This is a genomic window from Streptomyces sp. NPDC001781, assembly GCF_053596035.1.
The window spans coordinates 43,034-63,724 of the sequence record NZ_JBSFFI010000009.1 but is presented as its reverse complement, the minus strand read 5'-3'; the positions used below and the strand labels follow the sequence as shown (position 1 = coordinate 63,724).

Sequence of the window (20,691 nt, the reverse complement as noted above, 5' to 3'; positions counted from 1 at the left end):
CGTGCCCGCTGCGTCATGACCCCCGCCCACACGTCGCCGGCCCTCCCCCTCCTGGTCGATCGCGTCCACGACGGATGGTTGCCCAGTGGACCAACGGCCAGTCATGGCCATGGTCCGACCGCCGGGTGTTCGGCCACGCGCGGCGGCCGTAGGGGCCGTCCACCGGCCGCCGGGACACGGGTACGGACAGCGCCGAGGCGGCCGGAAGGCGCCGCAGGAGCCGTCTGAGGGCTCCTGCGGACCCCTGCGCGTACCGTGCGCCCCGGTCGGCCACTCGGGGTGAGACTGACCGGAAACCACCGCTTTCCGGGGCGATTTCAGGGACGGGGAACGTTGCGCAGGTTGGAGCGGGCCATCTGGAGCATCCGGCCGACACCGCCGTCCAGCACGATCTTCGAGGCGGACAGTGCGAACCCGGTGAGCATGTCGGCCTTGATCTTCGGCGGGATCGAGAGGGCGTTGGGGTCGGTGACGACGTCCACCAGCGCCGGGCCCTTGTGTCGGAAGGCGTCCTTCAGCGCCCCGGCCAACTGCTTGGGCTTCTCCACCCGCACCCCGAACGCCCCGCAGGCACGGGCGACTTCGGCGAAGTCGGGGTTCACTTGGGTGGTGCCGTACGACGGCAGGCCCGCGACCATCATCTCCAGCTCCACCATGCCGAGGGCCGAGTTGTCGAACAGCACGATCTTCACCGGCAGGTCCTGCTGCACCAGGGTCAGGAAGTCGCCCATCAGCATGGTGAATCCGCCGTCACCGGCCATGGCGACGACCTGCCGGTCGCGGTCCACGAGCTGGGCGCCGATGGCCATCGGCATCGCGTTGGCCATCGAGCCGTGCGAGAACGAACCGATGATCCTGCGTCGGCCGTTGGGTGAGATGTAGCGGGCGGCCCAGACGTTGTTCATGCCGGTGTCGACGGTGAAGACCGCGTCGTCGTCGGCCAGCTCGTCCAGCACGGACGCCACGTACTCGGGATGGACGGGGACGTGCTTGTCCACCTTGCGGGTGTACGCCTTGACCACGCCCTCCAGCGCGTCGGCGTGTTTTTTCAGCATCCTGTCCAGGAAGCGGCGGTCCGTCTTCTCCCGTACCCGCGGGATCAGGCACCGCAGCGTCTCGCGGACGTCCCCCCACACCGCGAGGTCCAGCCTCGACCGGCGTCCGATGACCTCGGGCCGTGCGTCGATCTGCGCGATCCTCACGTCGTCCGGCAGGAACGCGTTGTACGGGAAGTCGGTGCCGACCAGGATCAGCAGCTCGCACTCGTGCGTGGCCTCGTAGGCCGCCCCGTATCCGAGCAGTCCGCTCATGCCGACGTCGTACGGGTTGTCGTACTGGATCCATTCCTTGCCGCGCAGGGCATGCCCCACCGGGGACTTGACGCGGCCCGCGAACTCCATGACCTCGGCGTGCGCGCCCGCCGTGCCCGCGCCGCAGAAGAGGGTGACCTTGTCGGCCTGGTCGATCATCTCCACCAGCCGGTCGATCTCGGCGTCGCCGGGACGGATCGAGGGCCGGGACGTGACCAGGGCGCTCTCGAAGGACGGGTCGGGCGCGGGCTGGTCGGCGACGTCGCCGGGCAGCGTGACGACGCTGACGCCGCGCCGGCCGATGGCGTGCTGGATCGCGGTCTGGAGCAGCCGGGGCATCTGCCGGGGGTTGGAGATCATCTCGCTGTAGTGGCTGCACTCCTGGAACAGCCGCTCCGGGTGCGTCTCCTGGAAGTAGGACAGGCCGATCTCGCTGGACGGGATGTGCGAGGCCAGCGCCAGCACGGGCGCCATGGAGCGGTGGGCGTCGTAGAGGCCGTTGATCAGGTGCAGGTTGCCGGGGCCGCAGGAGCCCGCGCACGCCGTCAGCCTGCCGGTGATCTGCGCCTCGGCGCCCGCCGCGAAGGCGGCGACCTCCTCGTGCCGCACGTGCACCCAGTCGATCGCGGCATTGCGGCGCACGGCGTCCACGACCGGGTTGAGGCTGTCGCCGACGACGCCGTACAGACGGCGCACACCGGCGCGGGCGAGGATGTCGACGAACTGCTCGGCGACGTTCTGTCTGGCCATGACGGTCGTCCGCCCCTTCGCGGTCCCGGGATACGCCCCTGCGCCTCCATCAAGTCACAGGGGCCCCGGTCACGCCTCCCAGACGGCGGCGGCCGTCCGGTCGTCGGCGTACCCCTTCACCCTCGTCTGGACGTCCGCCAGGAACCCGGCGAGACCGGGCGCCGCGGCGCGCGACCAGCGGCGGCCCAGGAACGCCCGCAGGGACGCCTCACCGCGCAGCGGGTCGGCGAGGCCGGAGGTGCACATCATCAGCACATCACCCGGCCGGGCTATGGCGGCCCGGAACCGGAACGGCGGCTGCGCCGGCCCGGCGGCCTCGTACGGGTTCGGCGGGACCGGGATGCCGAGGTCCATGGTGCGGCGGTCGCCGTCCGGCAAGCCCTCTCCCTCCCCCGGTACGGCCGGTGAGGCTGGTTCGATGGACCGCCACTCGCCGTCCCGCAGCCGGAACAGGCCGCCCTCCCCGGCGCCGAAGAACACCCGGGTGCGGCAGTCGGGGTCGGCGGGCAGCAGCAGACAGCGCAGGCTCGTGGTGGGTTCGCCGGAGTCGGCGCGGAGTTTGCCCAGGGTGCGGTCGGTGAGGCGGTTCAGCCCGGACTTGAGGTCGCCGCGCCGGCCCGCCCGCAGGTCCTCGACCAGGCGTTCGTGGCTGCGTCCCACCGCCTGGCCGATCCACCGGCACGCCTCCGCCGCCGCCCGGTGCGCACCGGGCGCGGCCCGCACGCCGGTGGCCGTCGCCACCAGCACGAGCGCCTGCTCCCCCGTTCCGAACCGTGCGACGAGCAGCGCGTCCCGGCGCGCCTCCCCCCGGTACCGCGCGGAGTCCCCCCGCAACGACACCGCCCGCAGGGTGCACGCCCCGTACCGCGCCCCCTCCAGCACGGTGTCCGACACCAGGTCGCCGAGTTCCTCGGGGTCGGCGGCGGGGAGAGCGGTGGGCTCGGGCGCGTAGGTGGGCGGCCGGGAACCGACGTAGTCGGGGGTGGGGGGCGCGGCGGGGGTGAAGTGGGCCGTGCCGGTGACGACCTGGCCTCGGGGGGCGCCGGTGGCGGGCGGCTCGGGGGGCCGCTGCGCGGCGGGCGCGGGCCAGCCGGGTATGGGCGGTACGGCGGGGGGCCGGCCCGCGTCGATCGGCGGTACCGGCGTTCGCGCCGGCGCGGGAGGGGCCGGGGGTGCCGCGGGTACCGGCGGTGCCGCGCGTCCGGGGTCCGGCGCGGGAGGCTCGGCCGGTGGTACCGGGGCCTCCGGCACCGGAGGGACCTTCCGTTCGCCGGGCGGCGTCCGCCGCGCGTCCGCCCCGGCAGGCGCCGGCGGTGCGGCGGGTGAGGGCCACCGCCCGGCCGGGTTTCCGGCACCGGGGCCGTCGGTTCTCTGCGCCGGCATGGGCGGGGGGTCCCTGCGGGGCTCACCCCGGTCCTCGGTGCCGCCCGCCACCGTCGTGCGTTTCGCCGAGGCGTAGCGGTCGTCCAGGGAGTCCCGGTCCGGTGCCGGACCCGTGTCGCCGGCCGTGTCGTCGTAGAGCTGCCGCCACCAGTCGTCGTCCTGGCGAGTGGGCCCGCTCCCCTGCTGACTCATGCCGGTAATTGTCACCACGCCGGACGCCCGGAAACGGGGCATCGGCGAAATCGGCTCCTCCCCGCCCGGCGCTTCGAGGGACGGGGCGAACGGCCGTACGAGATCTGCGGTTCCGTCCGTGCTCGGGCACGCTGGGCAGATGGGAGCGTGGGAACTCCTGCTGGTCGGCCTGGTGATCGCGCTCGGCCTGTGCGGAGTGCTGGTGCCCGGGGTGCCGGGTTCGTGGCTGGTGTGGGCCGGGGTCCTGTGGTGGGCGCTGACGAACCCGTCCGGCCTGGCCTGGGCGCTCCTGGTGGGGGCCACCGTCGTCCTGCTGCTGGCGCAGGTCGTCCGCTGGACCCTTCCCGCGCGCCGGCTGCGGGCATCCGGCGCGACGCCCCGGATGGCGGTGTACGCGGGTGCCGGCACGCTCGTCGGCTTCGTGCTGCTGCCGGTGGTGGGCGCGCTGCCCGGCTTCATGGGCGGGATCTACCTCGGCGAACGGCTCCGGCTCGGCCGCCACGGTGAGGCGATGGCCGCGCTGCGCACGGCGATGCGTTCGGGTGGCTCAAGCGTGTTCACGGAACTCTTCGCCTGCCTGCTGATCGCGGCCGCGTGGCTGGGCGCGGTGGTGTGGGGCTGACTCCGCTCGGCCTCACACCAGGGCGCGGCTCACGCAGTCGGCGACGGCCCGCATCCCGTCGTCGTCGAAGTGCAGGTGGTCGCCGGGGTCGTACTCGGGCAGCAGCCGCGTCGGATCGGCCGGATCGCGCAGCGCCGCGTCCGCGTCGCAGACGGCGTCGAATGCGTGGCCGGTGCGGATGAAGTCGTTGATCCCCTGCCTGACCTTCTCGCGGGCCGCCGTGTGCGCGGGGTACCCGGCGTACGGCGTGAGGGTCACCCCCACGACCCGCAGATGCCTGGCGTGGGCGCGGGCGACGAGGGTGCGGTAGGCGTCGGCGTAGGCGCTGACGTCGTCGGCGGCGGGAGTGCCGTTGATGTCGTTGACGCCCTCGAAGACGACGAGGAGGCGGGCCCCCGCCCGGTCCAGCGCGTCCGCGTCGAACCGGGCGAGGGCGCCGGGGCCGGTGCCGTCGCGCAGCAGGCGGTTGCCGCCGAGGCCGGCGTTGAGGACGCCGAGGCGGCGGTGGCGGGCGGCGAGCAGGTCGGGCCAGCGGTGGTTGGCGTCGTGGGTGGAGCCGTGGCCGTCGGTGAGCGAGTCCCCGAAGGCGACGACGCTGCCGGTGGCGGTGCCGCGTACGTCGACACCGGCCAGGTAGTACCAGTTGCTGATGGGGGTGCGGTAGGCGGACCCGTCCTCGTCGGCCGCGTGCCCGGCGCCGACCAGGGCGACCCAGCTCGTCTGGAGGGCGGTGCCGTGCTGGGTGGCGGGTCCGGAGTCGTCCGGGGTGAGGACGGTGACCAGGAGGTCGGCGGCGGCCGGGACGGTGAGCCGGACGGGGTCGGTGAACAGGTCCCGGCCGGGCGGGACCGTGGCGGTGGCCGCGCGGTGGAAGGTGGCGGTGCGCAGGGTGCCGGGCACGGCGTTCGGTCCCCGGCCCTGCCGGAGGGCGACGGTGACCGCGCCGAGGTGGAGCGGGGCGGTGCCGAGCCGGTTGGTGACGCGTACCCGCAACTCGTGGCCGCCGACGCTGAGGTGGACGATGTTGCGGATCGCCGCGCCGGGCAGGGCGGGGGCGGTGCCGGAGGGGGCTGCCTCCCAGGTGCCGGTCCAGCGCTGCTGTCCCTCGGCGGCCCAGGCGGGGGCCGGGGTGAGGACGAGCAGCAGGGCCGCGAGGAACCGTACGACGTAGCCCAATGTCCGCCCTTTCGCACCGGGCCCGTCCAGGTGTCCGGGCCGCCGGAGGCGACGGTGTCACACAAGGGGGGCCCCAAGGGGGCGCCAGCGCCGGGGGCCCACTCGCACGGCTCAGCGCGGAGGCCCCACCGGGGGCTGCGCGTCGCCCAGTACTCCTTCCAGCCGCAGCAGCCACGTCTTCCGCTGAAGTCCGCCCGCGTATCCGGTCATCGTGCCGTCGGCCCCGATGACCCGGTGGCAGGCGCGGACGATCAGCAGGGGGTTGGCGCCGAGCGCACCGCCGACCGCGCGGATCGCGGCGCGGGGAGCGCCGATCCGGGCCGCGATCGCGCCGTATGTGGTGGTGGCGCCGTAGGGGACGGTGTCCAGGGCGGCCCACACCCGCTCGCGGAACTCGGTGCCTCGGACACGGACCGGCAGGTCGAAGTCCTCGAGGTCTCCGGCGAAGTAGGCGGTGAGCTGCTCGGTCGCCTCCCGGAAGGGTCCGGCGTCGTGCCGCCGGCCCTCCTGTACGGTCCGGCCGCCCTTCTGGCCGGGCACGGAGACCGAGGTCAGCGCGCCGTCGGCGTCGGCGGTGAGCAGCAGGGCGCCGAGCGGGGAGGCCAGTTCGGTCCAGTAGGGGTCGTCCATGATCGCCATCAGTCGGTCAGCTCCTCGGCGACCCGCAGGTGGTGTACGGCGTAGGACCGCCAGGGCCGCCAGGCTTCGGGCAGGTCCGTACCGGGTGGGGTGACGTCCGGGTCGCCGAGCACACGCGCCCTGAGGGCGGCGACGGCGGCCGGGGTGATGCCGGGCAGCCCCTCCAGGGTGCGCCGGGCCCCGTCCCGGTCGGTTCCGGGGCCGAGGCACAGCCGGCCGTCGGCGAGGGCGGCGGCGAGTACGCCGAGCGGGGTGCCGGCCTCCCCGTCGGCGAGCACGGCGGGCTCGGGGAAGAGGTGGGTGAGGGTGCCGGCGGGCGCGTCGACCGCCTTGCCGTACCGGACCACGAGCCGCGCGACCTCGTCGGACGACCCGGTCAGGACGCGGGCGGCGATCTCCAGCGGGTCGACGGCACCGGGCGAGCGCAGGCCGGGGCGGGCGGTGACCAGCGGGGCGAGCCGGCGGTCGGCCCCGAGGCGGGCGTCGACGGCGTAGGGATCGGCGTCCAGGTCGTACAGCCGGCGCAGCCGGTGCACGGCGGTGGTCAGGTCGCGGGTGTCGGTGAGCAGCAGACGGGCGTCGAGCCAGCCGCCGGGCCGGGTGCCGCCGCGCGGTCCCGATGTGTGGGCGCGCTCGTGGACGACGGCGACGCCGGTGCCGTACGGCAGCCGCAGCGTGCGCCGGTGGACGCGGGCGCCGGGGCTGCCGGTCACCTCTTCGACACCGGGCACGGCCTCGCGGGCGAGCAGGTCGAAGACGGCGCCGGCCTGGTAGGGGCCCCGGTGGGCGAGGCGCAGCGGGATGCCGGTGCCGGGGGCGCTCCGGCGGGAGCGGGGGGCGGCGTCGCGCACCTCGGTGGGGGTGCGGGCGTAGACCTCGCGGATGGTGTCGTTGAACTGGCGGATGCTGCGGAAACCGGCCGCGAACGCGATCTCGGTGACCGGCAGCGCGGTGGTGCGCAGCAGGGTGCGCGCGGTGTGGGCGCGCTGGGCACGGGCGAGGGCGACGGGTCCGGCGCCGACCTCGCCGGTGAGCTGGCGCTGCACCTGCCGGGCGCTGTAGCCGAGGCGGGCGGCGAGGCCGGTGACGCCCTCGCGGTCGACCACGCCGTCCGCGATCAGCCGCATGGCCCGGCCGACCACGTCCGCGCGGACGTCCCACTCGGCCGATCCCGGTACGGCGTCCGGGCGGCAGCGGCGGCAGGCCCGGAACCCGGCGCCCTGGGCGGCGGCGGCCGTGCGGAAGAACGTCACGTTGCACCGCTTGGGGGTCACCGCCGGGCAGCTCGGGCGGCAGTAGATCCCGGTGGTCCGGACGGCGAAGAAGAAGACGCCGTCGAACCGCCCGTCGCGGCCGCGCACCGCCTCGTACCTGCTGTCGTCGTCCGTCATGCGTCCAGTGTCGGACGCGGGAGGGGGGCCGGGCCAGCGGAAAACGGACATGCAGCCCGGCCCCGGGGGATCACGTCCAGGGACCCCGCTTGGCCCGCATCGCAGCGCGGCCCTCGGCTCCCTTGCGCTTCCAGTCCTTGCGGATCTCGGCGCGCAGGCGGGCGTCGGTCTTGGCGACGATCCACTGGTTCTCGCGGACCAGTTTGCGGTAGCTGTCCAGCCGGCGGACGGGCAGCTCGCCGGAGTCGACGGCGGCGACGACCGCGCAGCCGGGCTCGGAACCGTGGGAGCAGTCGTGGAACCGGCAGCGCGCCGCCAGCTCCTCGATCTCGGAGAACACCTGGCCGACTCCGCTCTCCGCGTCGTACAGGCCGACGCCGCGCAGGCCGGGGGTGTCGATGAGCACGCCGCCGCCGGGCAGCGGCAGCAGGTTGCGGGTGGTCGTGGTGTGCCGGCCCTTGCCGTCCACGTCCCGTGCGGCCCGGACGTCCATGACGTCCGCGCCGACGAGCGCGTTGGCCAGCGTGGACTTGCCCGCGCCGGACTGCCCGAGCAGCACGGCGGTACCGGTCCCGATCAGCGCCCGCAGCGCGTCCAGCCCGTCGCCGTTCAGCGCGCTGACGGTGAGCACCGGGACGCCGGGCGCGGTGGTCTCGACGTCCTGCACGAGGTGCGCGAGCGTCGCGGGGTCCGGCACGAGGTCGGCCTTGGCCAGCACGACCACCGGCTGCGCCCCGGACTCCCACGCCAGCGCGAGGAACCGCTCGACCCGCCCGAGGTCCAGCTCGACGGCGAGCGACACGGCGACCACGGCGTGGTCCACGTTGGCCGCCAGGATCTGCCCGTCGGAACGCTTGGACGAGGTGGACCGGACGAACGCCGTCCGGCGGGGGAGGTAGGCGCGGACGTACCGGGGGTCACTGCCCGCGGGATCGACGGCGACCCAGTCCCCCGTGCACACGACCTTCACCGGGTCACGGGGGACGACGAACTCGGTGTCCGCGCGGACGACCCCGTCCGCGGTGAGGACGTCACACTGCCCCCGGTCGACCCGGACCACCCGGCCCGGAACCAGGCCCTGAGCGGCGTGCGGGGCGAACTCGGCCTCCCAGCCCTCGTCCCAGCCGTGGACGGCGAGCGGGTGCTGGACAGCGGAAGGAGAAGAGGGAGAAGACGGGTGGAGCGGAGCGTTGGACAAGGGGAACCCTTCGAAGGGTGGCCCCGGCGGCGCGCTCCGAGCGCGCGGATCGAGTGGGTGTCAGCCGGAGACCACAGGGGTGGGAACGATGAACTCCTGAATGCGGGCAGCGCCCGTCACCGTGACAGTCATCAATGTCCTCACCTCCTGCTTCCTCGACATGCCGACTCCGCCCCTCGGAGCGGATGAGCAGCACCATAGCGCCGCCCCATGGCACGGCACCACTGATTAACAAGGGGCTTCTCCCCACCCGTGCCCCGGGTGGGGAGGACGGCGCGCGTCAGGGCCCCGGGTGCAGCAGTTCGCCGTCGATGTCCGCCAGTCGGGCGCAGCCGGCGAGGGCCATGGAGGTGGAGAGCTGCGTGCGGTACGAGTCCAGCAGGGCGGTGACGCCCTCGGCCCCGCCGAGCGTCAGGGACCACACGATCGGGCGGCCCAGCAGGACGGCCCGGGCGCCCGAGGCGAGGGCGACCAGGACGTCGGTGCCGGTGCGGATACCGCCGTCGACGAGGACCGGGACCTCCCTGCCCACCGCCGCCGCGACCGCCGGGAGGGCGTCCGCGGAGGACACCGCGCGGTCCAGCTGCCGGCCCCCGTGGTTGGAGACGATCACCCCGGCCGCGCCCGCGGCCACGCACGCCTTCGCGTCGTCGGCCCGCAGCACGCCCTTGACCAGGACGGGGAGCCCGGAGATCCGGTGCAGCCGGCCGATGGCGTCCAGGCCCAGTGACGGGTCCTGTTCCCAGCCGGGGAGCCGGGTGCCGACGCCCACCGACCGGCACAGTTCGTCGTCGTCGGGCAGCGGCAGCGGCAGCCCCGAGGTCGCCCGTGCCGGCACGTACGGCGCGTCGACCGTCAGCACCAGGGCCCGTGCCCCGGCGGCGACGGCCCGCTCGACCTGGCGACGGGTGATCTCCGCGTCCCGCAGCCAGTACACCTGGTACCACCAGGGCCCGGCCACCGCGGCGACGTCCTCCGGGTGGCGGGTCGCGCGGGAGGAGAGCACCAGCAGCGAGCCGGCCGCGGCGACGCCTGCCGCCGTGGCCGTCTCGCCCTCGTCATGAGCCATGCGGTGGAAGGCCGTCGGGCCGGCGAGCACGGGCGACGCGAGCCGGGTACCGAGCAGCTCCAGGCCCGTGTCGACGGACGAGACGTCGCGCAGCACCCGGGGCAGCAGTCGCCGGCCGCGCCAGGCCGCGGCCGCCTCTCCCGCGCTGATCTCCTCGTCCGATCCGGCGGCGTAGAACTCGTACGCGGCCTGCGGCAGGAGGTCGCGCGCCCGCGCGGCCAGTTCCCCCGACGCGCGAATGCCGGCGGCCTGCGGCTTGCGTTCCGGCGCCGTCATGTCAGACCGAGTCCCCCGCGCCGTCACCGTTCACCGTGACGTCGAACTCCAGCGCCGCCACGGCCTGCCGGGCACGGGCCACGGCCTCGGCCGCGTCCGCGCCGCGGGCCCGTACGAAGGCCGCCCGGGACTCCGAGCTGTCCAGGTCGCCCAGTGTGTCGCCGACCTCGAGCAGGGCCTCGGCGGCCACCACGCCGGGCCGGGCGGCGGCCTCGTCGAGGCCGCGGATCCGCGCGAGCGTGCCGCGCGCCCGCGGCACCGCGAACCAGATCGCCTCCGGGCTGCGGTCCACGGCCGGGTCGGCCAGCGTCTTGCGGATGCCCGCCAGCACCGGCTGCCCGAGCGTCTGGCGGACCACGCAGTCCACCAGGTCGACTCCGGTGACGTCCTGTACCAGGTACGGGATCTCGTCACCGGCGAGCCGGACATGGGTCTCGATGACCCGGGGCCCGGCCGCGGTCAGCACGACCTCGGTGTGGGTGACGCCGTACCCGATGTCGAGGGCGTCGAGCAGCCGCCGCACGTACCCGTGCACCGCGTCGGTCTCTTCGGGGGACAGTTCGGCGGGCACCACGTGGCCGAGCTCGACGAAGCCCACCGGGTCGGAGAACTTCCTTGTCACGGCGAGGATCTCGTGCTCGCCGTCCTCGGAGAAGGCCTCGACGCTGAACTGGGGGCCCTCGTGGAAGCGCTCCACCAGCACGCCCGCGTCCGGGATCACGTCGAAGTCGGCCGCGGCGCGGTCGAAGGCCGCCTCGGCCTCGCCGGCGGTACGGACCACGGAGACGCCGAAGCTGCCCGCGCCCTGCACCGGCTTCACCACGCACGGAGTGCCGTGTTCCGCGAGGAAGGCCCGCAGTTCCGCCGCATCGGCGACCCGCCCACCCGGGGTCTCGTCCACGCCGAGCTCCGTCAGCCGACGGCGCATCGCGTCCTTGTCATGGACGTAGGCGATGGTCCGCGGTGAGTGGCAGGGCAGGCCCAGGGCCGCGGCGACCGCCGCGGCCCGGTCCTGGTCCCGCTCGCCGAAGGTGCCGACGCGCGTGAAGGGCTGCCGCTCGTGGACGGCGGCGGCCAGCGCGATCCACTCCTCGTCGGGGGCGTCGCTGCGCAGGGCGAGTACCCGGTCGTGCCGGCCGGGCTTGCGGATCTTGGGGACGAAGTCCATCCGGCACAGGATGGTCGTGACGACGCCGGGGCCGCCCGCCTCCCGGATCAGGCCGGGGATTTCGCGGCCGCCGCCGACGATCAGCACGTGTTCGGTCATGGGGTCACCTCGCTGGAAGAACTGGGAGCAGAAGAGAGAGCCGGGGCGACGCCGGCCGGCGTCGGCACCGGGCGGGGCGCTCCGGTGACCCGGACCACCAGGGCAGCCAGCGTGAACACCGCGGCGAGCACGGCCCAGCCGGTCGTGCCCAGCGGCAGCACCACGCCCGTCATCAGGGCCGGGCCGAGGATCTGCTGGCCGGTCATCCCCAGGCTGAAGGTGGCCAGGTAGCGGGCCCGGGCCGGCGCGGGCGACAGCTCGTACGACAGGTTCCACACGGCGACCGAGTGCAGGTTCTCGCCCACCGTCAGCAACACCACGGCGAGTACCGCGCAGGCCGCGGCGGGCCACACGTGTACGTGCTCGGCGCCGGCGAACGCCACGCAGGAGGCCAGCAGCGGGACGAGGGCCATGGGGACGAGTCTCAGCGCGCCCGCGGTGCTCTCCGCGAACCGGGCCACGTACACCTGGAGCAGCACGGTGAGCGCGGTGTTGACGGCGAGCACCACCGAGACCGCCGAGGACGGTGCGTCGGTGGCCGTGGTCAGCCACAGCGGCAGGAGTACGAAGAGCACCGAGTCGTGCAGGGACAGCACGCCGTTGGAGACGGTGAAGAGCATGAACCGCAGGTCCCGGAAGGGGCTCCGGACCGGCGCCGGCGCCGGCTCGGCCGGTGCGGGCCCGGCGGCGCCCGCCCGCGGTGCGGGGGCGGCCGGGGCATCGGCTGCGGTCCGGCGGCGCAGCTGCTCCACCACGGCGCCGATGACCCAGAAGGTCGCGGCGTTGGCCAGGAACAGTGCGACGAAGGCCGCCCGTTCGTGGATGGCCAGCACCGCGCCCGCGATGAGGAAGCCCGCGGTCAGACCGATGTTGCGCACCGAGCGGATGGAGGCCATCGTGCGGGTCTGGTCCTGCCCGCCCTCGATGGTGCCCACCACCACCTGCTGGAGCGGTGAACAGCCCCGGTCCAGGGCCGTGAGCACGCAGGTGAGCACGGCGTACGGCCAGAAGCCGTCGATCAGGGCGAAGCCGGCGTAGCCGAGGCCGCGCAGCGCCAGCAGGGCGACGTACACCCGTACCGGGCCGACCCGGTCGGCCAGCCGGCCGAGCGGGACCGGACTGAGCAGCCCGGCCACCGCCGCGACCGACAGCACCAGGCCGACCCGGGCGGCCGGCAGGCCCACCACCGTGACGAAGTACAGCGTGGAGGCGGCCAGGAACATCCCCGAGCCGACCGAGTCGACCGCGGCGCCGGCCGCGAGCCGGCGTCCGGCGGGCGTCTTGGGCAGGATGGCGAGCAGCAGGCCCACGAGCCGGCCTGCCGCGCGCTGCTCCCCGTCCGTCGTGCCGCCGGGCTGCCCGCTCATGCGCCGCTCCGTTCCGGGGACGCGGAAGCGGACGCGGATCCGGCGATCCAGTCGACCAGTTCGGCGGTGCGCCGTACGTGGATGGCGGTGGCCGCCTCCGGGGGCGGCTGGCGCAGGTGGTTCCAGGCGTGCCGACGGGCCGCGTTGACGCAGGTCTCGCCCTGGTCGGCCGGGTACCCGGGGGCGGCGGACAGCAGGGCCGCGGTCAGCGCGAGCCGGCCGATGCGGTCCACGAGCACCCGGCCGCCGGCGGCGGTGTGGGCCGGTTCGGTGCCGACCCACTCGTCCCGCGTGGTGCCCAGGCCGGACAGCGCCGTGTCGGCGGTCTCCCAGGCGGCGGCGGCCCGGCCGGCCGGGCAGGGACCCAGCGCGGCCCGCAGCCGCTCGCGCACCGCGTCGTACACGTCGGCCGCCGCGAGCGCGGTGACCAGGGCGGCCACCCGGCCGTGCGCCGCCACGGCGGCGGGGATGGTGCCGTCCGTCGCGGACGTGCCCGTTCCGGTCATGGCCTGGATCCGGGCGGTGTCCGTCTCAACGGCCCACAGCACGCACCCGCCCAGCACCTCGGCCGCCGCGTCCCGGTCCGGTCCCCTGGCGGCCTGCCGCCCGGCCCAGGCGCGGGCTGCCGCCAGGTCGATCAGCCGGTCGCACAGCTCCTCGTCCAGTGCGGCCCGCCAGGCCGCGTCCCGGGCCGCGCCGCCGGTCGGCGCCAGTACCGTACGCAGCCGGAGCGCGGCGCTCTCCAGACCGGCGACGGCCGCCCGGGCCGACGCCGGTCCCGGGTCGGCCGGCGCGCCGGCTCCCCCGGCCGTCCCCGCTGCGCTCACACCCGCTCCAGCCAGCGCGTGTAGCCGTCGTGCCGGCCGCCGACCACGTCACGGAACAGCTCGCGCAGCTGCTTGGTCACCGGGCCGACGCCGCCGGCGCCCAGCGGGCGCTCGTCGACCGAGGCCACCGGCACGATCTCGGCGGCGGTCCCGGTCAGGAACGCCTCGTCCGCGACGTAGACCTCGCTGCGCGGGATGCTGCGCTCCGTCACCTCCAGGCCCAGGTCGCGGGCCATGGTGACGACGCTGTCGCGGGTGATGCCCGGCAGGACACCGTCGCTGACCGGCGGCGTGATCAGGGCGCCGTCGCGCACCAGGAACAGGTTCGCGGCCGAGGCCTCCGCGATGTGCCCGGTCGCGGTCAGCATCAGCGCGTCGTCGTAACCCGCACGCTGCGCGCCCACCTTGGCGAGCGCGCTGTTGACGTACGCGCCGGTGGCCTTGGCGAGCGGCGGCACCGTCTGGTGGGAGTTGCGCTGCCAGTTGCTGACGATCAGCCGGCACCCCTCGGACTCGGCCTTGTCGCCGAGGTACGAGCCCCAGGGCCACACCGCGATCGACATCCGCACCGCGTCCAGTTGCGGGGCCACGCCCATCTCCCCGTAGCCGAGGTAGGCGATGGGGCGGATGTAGCAGGAGTCGTGGCCGTTGATCCGGACCAGCTCGAGCACCGCCGAGACCAGCTCCTCGTCGGTCCACGGCAGTTCCATCAGGTACACCCGCGCCGAGTCGCGCAGCCGGGCGATGTGCTCGCGCAGCCGGAAGACGGCCGGACCGGAGGCGGTGGCGTAGGCGCGGATGCCCTCGTAGACGCCCCATCCGTAGTGCAGGCTCGGAGTGAGCACGTGCACCTTGGCGTCGTCCCAGGGGACCAGCTCGCCGTCCATCCAGATGAACGGTGTCGGGGTCAGTGGCATGCTTGCTCAGTCTCCTTGTGAGGTGGTGCTGTCCTGCCCGAGGCCGAGCAGCCGGTCGTGCTCGCTTGCGCCTTGCAGTCGTACGGTCTCCTCGAGGTCGGCACGGCCCTCGCCGGTGAAGCGGAACCAGCCGTGCCGCGCTTCGAGGTCGCAGCCGCGCAGCTTCTTGGCCTCGTAGGCGGCGAGGCCGTACCAGATCTCACGCACGCCGTGGGCCAGCGCCCAGCGGATCGTCTCGTGGTAGGTGAGGGCGAAGTAGACGCCCTTGGCCCGGTCGTCGTCGAAGCCCGCGGTCCGCCCGTACAGGGCCTGGCCGGCCCGCAGGTACAGGACGAACCCGAGTGTCTCGCCGTCGCGTTCGGCGCTCAGGACGAGGCAGCTGTCGCCGACGGTCTCCCGGATGGCGTCGAAGTCCCGCTGGACGCGCGGCCGTCCGCCGGGCAGCCCGTACTTGGCCCTCAGGGCGACTTGGAGGTCGACGATCGGGTCCGACAGCGCCTGCGGTCCCTCTCGGACCACGGTGCGGAAGCCGGCCTGCGCGTACTCGCGCAGCTCGCGATTGGCGCGCCTGCGCTTGCGGCTGGCCAGACCCGCCAGGTACGCGTCCCAGTCCGGCGCCTCGAGTCGCAGGACGGACTCGGCTCCCAGCACGGCCGGGACGTGTCCGCGGGCCTCAGCCGCCGGGCCGAGGACCGCGGCCTGCTCGTCGGTGGCGTACAGCAGGGAGCTGCTGCGGCAGTGGAGCTGGTCGGCGGCCTCGTCCAGCAGTCGCGGCAGCTCGGCGAGGACCCGGGCCCGGCCGTCCGCGTCGCGGCCGGCAGCGTGCACGATGCCGTGGTGCGAGCCGAACACGCCGAGCGCGAGCGAGGGGTACTGGCCGGTTCGGGCCTCGGCCAGCCGGCCGGCCAGCGCGTCCCAGCGTTCCTTCTCCCGCGGGGTCAGCAGCTCCGGGGCGCCGAAGGCGTTGAGCTCGCCGGTCATCCTGGGCGTGTCGTAGAAGAGCAGGCCGCCTCCGTCGCGGGTGACGAGCAGGGGGGCGAGGGCGACCAGTTCGCCGGCCTCACGCACGGCGAGGTAGCGGACCTCGTGCAGGTCGGTGCGCTCGGTGAAGCGCCACCAGCGGTCGTCGTCCCAGATCACCGCGGGCGCGGCGAGGGCGGGGAACTCGGCGGCGGTGGGGCGTCGGTCGGGGTCGAGGAGCTCGGCGGTCAGGTCGCTCACCGGGCCGCCTCCGGGAAGTCCGCCTCGTCCGCTGCACGTTCCCAGCCGAAGCCGGCCTCCGCCGCCGCGCTCGTCTTGTCGAGCAGGGCGAGCAGCTCTTGTGCGTTCTCGGCCTCGACCAGCCAGGTCGCGATGAAGTCGCCGGACTTGCGGCCCGCGTAGCGGGCGCCGCCCCAGTCCTCGCCGAGCTGCGCGAGGACGGTGAACTCCCGGGTCCCGGCCGGAGCTTCGGCGGGCAGCCGGACGATGCGGCCGTTGCGCGGCGGCAGGCCGAAGTTGGCCACCAGCGGCGCGGCGGCGGCGTGTGCGCGGACGGCGTCCAGGTCCACCGGCAGCCCGCACTCGATCCTGGCCCACAGGTGCCGCGGGTCGAGTCCGAGCAGGGCGTCCAGCATGGCCGGGATAGGGGTGCCGCCCACCCGGCCGGCGATCTCGCAGAGCACGATCCCGCCGGAGTCCGTCACGAAGAACTCGGCGTGCACGAAGAGTGCGGGGGCGGCCGGCAGCGCGCCCACCAGCTTCCAGGTCTCCGCGACCAGCCTCTCGTACAGGGGGTCGTCGGCGGGCAGCGTCCAGCTGCCGTTGCCCGTGTCGGTCCAGTGGGACAGGCAGCCGCCGTCGGTGTAGGCGGACGGCACGCACACGACGGGTTCCCCCCCGACCTGCAGCGCGTCCACGTGGCACATCCGGCCGGCGACGTACCCCTCGACCTCGTGGTCCCCGGCAGTCAGCCGGTCGGCCAGTTCCTCGACCCGCGCCGGGTCGTGCAGCACCTCGACGCCGGTCGAACCGGATCCGCCGCGCGGCTTGACCACGACCGGGCCCGGGTGCGCGGCCATGAACGCCTCGACGTCGGCCGGGGAGGCGACCGCCGCGAACGGCGGTACCGGCACTCCGCCCGCCGCGGCAAGCTCCTTCATCAGCACCTTGTCGCGGTAGGCGCGGGCGCTTTCGGGGAGTTGGCCGGGCAGGCCGAGATCGGCGCGCAGCGCCGCCGCCCGCTCGACGTCCACCTCGGCCAGGGCCAGGACGCGCGTGACGGCGTGCCGGCCGGCGATCCGCCGAGCGGCCTCGAGGACGGCGGCGTCGTCGGTGTAGTCAGGGACCCGCTCGACGTCGGCGAAGCCGGGCCCGGTGGCCACGCCCTCGGCGGTGACGGCCAGCAGCCGGCCCGACTCCTCGCGCAGCCAACCGGCGAACGGCAGGCCCGCGTTGCGCGGGCTGAGCAGGACGAGGATCATGCGGGCACCTCCGGCCAGGCCACGCCCTGCTCCGCCGCGAGCTCCGCGAAGGCCGAAGCGGTGTGCGGGTCCAGCGGGATGCCCAGCTCCGCCCGTTCGGCGGCGATCCGCCGCTGCGGGTCGCCGGGCACTTGGACGGGCTGGTCGGCGTCGGCCCCGGGCCGGGTGCCCCGGGTGGTGTCGAGCATGCTGGTGAGCCCCGCCGCGAAGTCCTCCTGGCCCGCGAAGGCGGCCGGGTCCAGGCAGACGACCAGGTGGCCGATGCCGCGGCTGCGGCCGGGAGTGGAGGCGCCGATGTGCTCCAGCTCCCAGTCGGCCGGCGAGCCGGTCAGCACCGCGCCGAGCAGGGTGGCCACCATGGCCAGGCCCTGCCCCTTGTAACCGCCCAGCGGAGAGAGGGCGTACGCCTGGTCCGGGTCGGTGGTCGGGCGGCCCTCGACGTCGGTGGCCCAGCCGGCGTCCAGCGCCCGGCCCTGCTTGCGGCGCTCCTTGATCTCGCCGAAGCAGACCTGGCTCGTCGCCATGTCCAGGGCGAACTCGTCGTGCTCGACGGCGGCGGCGAAGCTCAGCGGGTTGGTGCCGTACAGCGGTTCGGTCCCGGAGAAGGGGGCCACCCGCGAGGCGGCGGAGGTCGTCACGATGCCGACCAGGCCCTGCCGGGCCAGGTGGCGGCTGTAGACGGAGGCCGCGCCGAAGTGGTTGGAGTTGCGGACACCCACGGCGGCGACGCCGTGGCTGCGGGCCCGCTCGGCAGCGATCCGGGCGGCGGCCAGGCCCGCGACCACGCCGAGCGCACCGTCGGCGTCGAGCATCACGGCCGCGCCGCTGTCCTTGACGGTCCGGATCTCCGGGCGGGCGGTGGCGATCGCGTCGGCCAGCTCGTCCAGGTACTGCGGCAGCAGCCGCAGGCCGTGGGTGTCGATGCCGCGCAGCGAGGTGTCGGTGAGGGCCTGCGCCACGTCCCGGGCGTCCTCGGTGGACAGGCCGGCGCGGGTCAGGGCGGTCTCGGCCAGGGTCACGGCGGTTGCGGCCGGGAGCAGCGGCGCGGCTGGGGCAGCGGTGCCCGTGGCGGGCCCGGCGGCCGCCGGGTGCGGCACGTCGTGCGTGTGGGTCATGCGGGTTCGTTCGCCTTCCAGACCATGGGGGAGGACGGGCCGTGGCCGTCCGGGAGGGTGCTGTCGTGACCGCCGCCGCCATCGGTTCCGGTGGAGCTCGGCAGGGCGTGGAAACCAGCCGCGCGGCAGGCTTCCCGTACGCCGTCGTGTCCGGACCAGAGCCAGAGGGTGTCCGCTCCGTCGGCCACCGCACGGGTGACCGCTCCGCGGACGAGCGCCGCCAGCTCTTCGGCGGTCGCCGGGCCCGCGGACGGCGCGGTCAGGACGTCGAACTGCCGGACCGTGCTAGGCGGTACGCTGCCGGGCGCCGGCCGGTCCCGGAGCCGCACCGAGGCCAGGGCGGTGCCGTCACGGTGCAGGGACAGCTCGTCGCCGTCCCGGCCGGCCGCCGCGGGGCGCACGGTGAAGGCCGGCCCGCGGTAGTCGGGCACGAAGCCCGTCCCGGGTACCTCGGGCAGCGTGATGCCGCCCGCGTCGTCCAGCAGGAGGCCGGTGCCGGTGTCCACCGCCAGCAGCGCGATGCTGTCGGCGTCGAGGTGGTCGACGAACGGGCCGAGGTGGGCCGTGGCCGACACGCCCGCGCTCGACTCCGGCATGCAGCCGAGCATGGTGCCGAGTCCCGCGGCACGTGCCGCGCGCAGCATCCGCAGGGCCGGCGTGATGCCGCCGGCCTTCATGAGCTTGAGGTTCACTCCGTGGAACGCCTCGGCGCAGGCGTCGAGGTCGTGCGGCCCGGTGATGCTCTCGTCCGCGTAGACCGGGATCGGGGACACCTCCTTGAGCGCCTTGGCCTCCGCCCAGGACTCGCGGGGGAAGGGCTGCTCCAGCAGCGTCACGCCGAGGTCGGCCATCGCGCCGAGCACGGCGGCCGTCGCGGCAGGCTCCCAGCCGCAGTTTCCGTCGACGAAGAACGGTGCGTCGGTGTGTTCGCGCAGCGCCCTCAGGATGTGCAGGTCGCCGGGGGCGGCCAGCTTGACCTTGTACGCGGGCCAGCCCGGCCGTTGAAGCAGCTTGCGCACCATCACGTCGGGCTCGTCCAGCCCGATGCTGTAGCTGGAGCGCAGCTCCCCCGGGCGCTCGGCGCCGAGCCGGCGCCACAGCGGTACGCCCGCCAGCCGGGCCGACAGGTCGTGCGCGGCCACGTCCAGCGCGGCCAGGGCGAACGGGGCGCCGGCCAGCCGCGGGGACAGCACCGACCACGCCCCTTCGGGGTCGTCGGCCGGCAGGTCCCGCAGGGTGCCCGCGACGGAGCGCAGCGAAGCGTGCAGGGCGTCGAGCGAGGAGTTGTAGTGGTCGGTCATGAAGGCCGAGGCCTCGCCGAAGCCGGACCGACCGCCCGCCGTCAGCTCCACCAGCACGCCCGGCTGCACCGGGATCGCCTCGCGGGCGCTGCGCCAGACGTCGTGGTCCGTGAGACGGATCTCGTGGACGTGGAGCCTCACCACTGATCTCCCGCGCCCGTCGGCAGGGTCGTGCCGAAGGAGACCGGCTTGAGCTCGTCGTACCACTGCGCGTGCTCGTCGTACGCCGCGAAGAACGGCCGCCCGACCCACTCGGGCCGGCGGGCCTGGAGGAAGCTGAGGACGAACGCCTTCTCGCCCGCCACCTCCGTGGTCCCGTGCAGCATGACCTTGCCGGGACCGGCCGACATCACCGGGCCGCGGGCGGTGCGGGCCAGGCCGGAGACGCTCCGGACGGCCTCGCGGTAGATGTCGAGGGCGCGGGTCAGGGGCAGGCCGAAGTAGCTGCTCGCCCCGGTGTCGCGCTCCACGAACATGTAGTAGGGGATGACGCCCAGTTCGACCTGGAGCTGCCACATCCGCGACCAGGCGGCCGGGTCGTCGTTGACGTGCGCGACCAGCGGGGCCTGCGCCCGTACCTCGGCGCCGGTGGCACGGATCCGGGCGATCGCCTCGCGCACCTGGTCCGTCTCCAGCTCCCGCGGGTGCGAGAAGTGCGCCATGAGGGCCACGTGCCGGCCCTGCGCGACGCACTCCTCGATCAGCCGCAGCAGGTCGTCCGCGTCGGGGCCGGTGGTGAACCGCTGCGGCCAGTACGACAGCGCCTTGGTGCCGAACCGCAGGGTGCGCACCGACGGTGTCTGCGCCAGCAGCGGCTCGACCCAGCGGCGCACCACGTCGGTACGCATGATCATCGGGTCGCCGCCGGTGAACAGCACGTCGGTGACCTCGGGGTGGTGGGCCAGGTAACCCGTGAGATCCGCCGGGTCGCGCAGCGCCTGGCGCAGGTCCTGCTGGCTGACGAACTGCGCCCATCGGAAGCAGTATCCGCAGTACGAGTGGCAGGTCTGCCCCTGGGAGGGGAAGACCAGCACCGTCTCGGCGTACTTGTGCTGGAGGCCGTCCAGCCGACGTCCGTCGAGGGTGGGCACGTTGGACTCGAGCTGGCCACCCGGGTGCGGGTTGAGGTCCCGCTGGGCGGCGGTGGCGGCCTCGCGCAGCTCGGCGCGCGGCGCCCCGGCGTCCAGCAGCGCCGCCATCCGGTCGAAGACCGGCGCGGGCAGCATGTCGCGGTGCGGAAAGGTGAGCCGGAAGATCGGGTCGTCCGGCGCGGCCGACCAGTCGATCAGCTCGTCGGCCACGTACTCGTTGACTTTGAAGGGCAGGACGCTGGAGACCACGCGCAGGTCTCGGACGTACTCGTCCGGCATGCCTCGGTCCAGCGCGAGTTGTGCCAGGCGCTCGTTCACGTAGTGCTTCACCAGGTTGC

General features: G+C 74.7%; 17 protein-coding genes. 1 reads left to right on the top strand and 16 read right to left on the bottom strand.

Features of this window, described 5'->3' with window-relative positions:
• Window positions 1-317: 317 nt before the first annotated feature.
• The gene (locus ACWCV3_RS11040) at window positions 318-2,060 is read right to left on the bottom strand and encodes a pyruvate dehydrogenase (RefSeq protein WP_451221672.1); all 1,743 of its coding nucleotides are present in this window, start codon (window positions 2,058-2,060) and stop codon (window positions 318-320) included.
• Window positions 2,061-2,129: 69 nt separating this feature from the next.
• The gene (locus tag ACWCV3_RS11035; RefSeq protein ID WP_451221668.1) at window positions 2,130-3,635 is read right to left on the bottom strand and encodes a protein phosphatase 2C domain-containing protein; all 1,506 of its coding nucleotides are present in this window, start codon (window positions 3,633-3,635) and stop codon (window positions 2,130-2,132) included.
• A gap of 139 nt (window positions 3,636-3,774) precedes the next feature.
• Here ACWCV3_RS11035 and ACWCV3_RS11030 point away from each other — a divergent pair, with 139 nt between their 5' ends.
• The gene (locus tag ACWCV3_RS11030; RefSeq protein ID WP_451221665.1) at window positions 3,775-4,257 is read left to right on the top strand and encodes a DUF456 domain-containing protein; all 483 of its coding nucleotides are present in this window, start codon (window positions 3,775-3,777) and stop codon (window positions 4,255-4,257) included.
• 12 nt (window positions 4,258-4,269) lie between these two features.
• Here the strand turns inward: ACWCV3_RS11030 and ACWCV3_RS11025 are convergent, their stop codons facing one another.
• The 14 genes from ACWCV3_RS11025 to ACWCV3_RS10960 form a co-directional block, all read right to left on the bottom strand.
• The gene (locus tag ACWCV3_RS11025) at window positions 4,270-5,433 is read right to left on the bottom strand and encodes an SGNH/GDSL hydrolase family protein (RefSeq protein ID WP_451221662.1); all 1,164 of its coding nucleotides are present in this window, start codon (window positions 5,431-5,433) and stop codon (window positions 4,270-4,272) included.
• A gap of 111 nt (window positions 5,434-5,544) precedes the next feature.
• Entirely contained in the window at window positions 5,545-6,072 is a 528-nt protein-coding gene (locus ACWCV3_RS11020; RefSeq protein ID WP_451221659.1) for a methylated-DNA--[protein]-cysteine S-methyltransferase, read from the bottom strand.
• Window positions 6,072-7,463: a bifunctional transcriptional activator/DNA repair enzyme AdaA gene (locus ACWCV3_RS11015; protein ID WP_451221656.1), complete on the bottom strand. Its 1,392-nt coding sequence runs from the start codon at window positions 7,461-7,463 to the stop codon at window positions 6,072-6,074. The genes ACWCV3_RS11020 and ACWCV3_RS11015 overlap by 1 nt, the downstream gene beginning before the upstream one ends.
• Window positions 7,464-7,533: 70 nt before the next feature.
• Complete coding sequence (gene rsgA, locus ACWCV3_RS11010; RefSeq protein ID WP_451221653.1) at window positions 7,534-8,661, bottom strand: ribosome small subunit-dependent GTPase A; 1,128 nt, start codon at window positions 8,659-8,661, stop codon at window positions 7,534-7,536.
• Between the two features lie 280 nt (window positions 8,662-8,941).
• Window positions 8,942-10,006 (bottom strand): alpha-hydroxy acid oxidase, encoded by a 1,065-nt coding sequence (locus ACWCV3_RS11005; RefSeq protein WP_451221650.1) that lies wholly within the window; start codon window positions 10,004-10,006, stop codon window positions 8,942-8,944.
• A 1-nt stretch (window position 10,007) separates the two neighbouring features.
• Window positions 10,008-11,273, bottom strand: a complete 1,266-nt coding sequence (locus ACWCV3_RS11000; protein ID WP_451221647.1) for an ATP-grasp domain-containing protein — start codon at window positions 11,271-11,273, stop codon at window positions 10,008-10,010.
• Window positions 11,270-12,640 (bottom strand): MFS transporter, encoded by a 1,371-nt coding sequence (locus tag ACWCV3_RS10995; protein ID WP_451221645.1) that lies wholly within the window; start codon window positions 12,638-12,640, stop codon window positions 11,270-11,272. The genes ACWCV3_RS11000 and ACWCV3_RS10995 overlap by 4 nt, the downstream gene beginning before the upstream one ends.
• The gene (locus ACWCV3_RS10990; protein WP_451221642.1) at window positions 12,637-13,467 is read right to left on the bottom strand and encodes a hypothetical protein; all 831 of its coding nucleotides are present in this window, start codon (window positions 13,465-13,467) and stop codon (window positions 12,637-12,639) included. Before ACWCV3_RS10990 ends, ACWCV3_RS10995 begins: the two co-directional genes overlap by 4 nt.
• Window positions 13,464-14,384 (bottom strand): branched-chain amino acid transaminase, encoded by a 921-nt coding sequence (locus tag ACWCV3_RS10985; RefSeq protein ID WP_451221639.1) that lies wholly within the window; start codon window positions 14,382-14,384, stop codon window positions 13,464-13,466. The genes ACWCV3_RS10990 and ACWCV3_RS10985 overlap by 4 nt, the downstream gene beginning before the upstream one ends.
• 6 nt (window positions 14,385-14,390) lie before the next feature.
• Window positions 14,391-15,605, bottom strand: coding sequence for a GNAT family N-acetyltransferase (locus ACWCV3_RS10980; protein WP_451221636.1), 1,215 nt, complete (start codon window positions 15,603-15,605; stop codon window positions 14,391-14,393).
• Window positions 15,602-16,846: an ATP-grasp domain-containing protein gene (locus tag ACWCV3_RS10975; protein ID WP_451221633.1), complete on the bottom strand. Its 1,245-nt coding sequence runs from the start codon at window positions 16,844-16,846 to the stop codon at window positions 15,602-15,604. Before ACWCV3_RS10975 ends, ACWCV3_RS10980 begins: the two co-directional genes overlap by 4 nt.
• Window positions 16,843-17,961, bottom strand: a complete 1,119-nt coding sequence (locus tag ACWCV3_RS10970) for an Ldh family oxidoreductase (protein ID WP_451221630.1) — start codon at window positions 17,959-17,961, stop codon at window positions 16,843-16,845. Before ACWCV3_RS10970 ends, ACWCV3_RS10975 begins: the two co-directional genes overlap by 4 nt.
• Window positions 17,958-19,403 carry a dipeptide epimerase gene (locus ACWCV3_RS10965; RefSeq protein WP_451221627.1) on the bottom strand — a complete coding sequence of 482 codons (1,446 nt, stop codon included), beginning with the start codon at window positions 19,401-19,403 and terminating at the stop codon, window positions 17,958-17,960. The genes ACWCV3_RS10970 and ACWCV3_RS10965 overlap by 4 nt, the downstream gene beginning before the upstream one ends.
• Window positions 19,400-20,683: a KamA family radical SAM protein gene (locus tag ACWCV3_RS10960; protein ID WP_451221624.1), complete on the bottom strand. Its 1,284-nt coding sequence runs from the start codon at window positions 20,681-20,683 to the stop codon at window positions 19,400-19,402. The genes ACWCV3_RS10965 and ACWCV3_RS10960 overlap by 4 nt, the downstream gene beginning before the upstream one ends.
• Window positions 20,684-20,691: the final 8 nt, after the last annotated feature.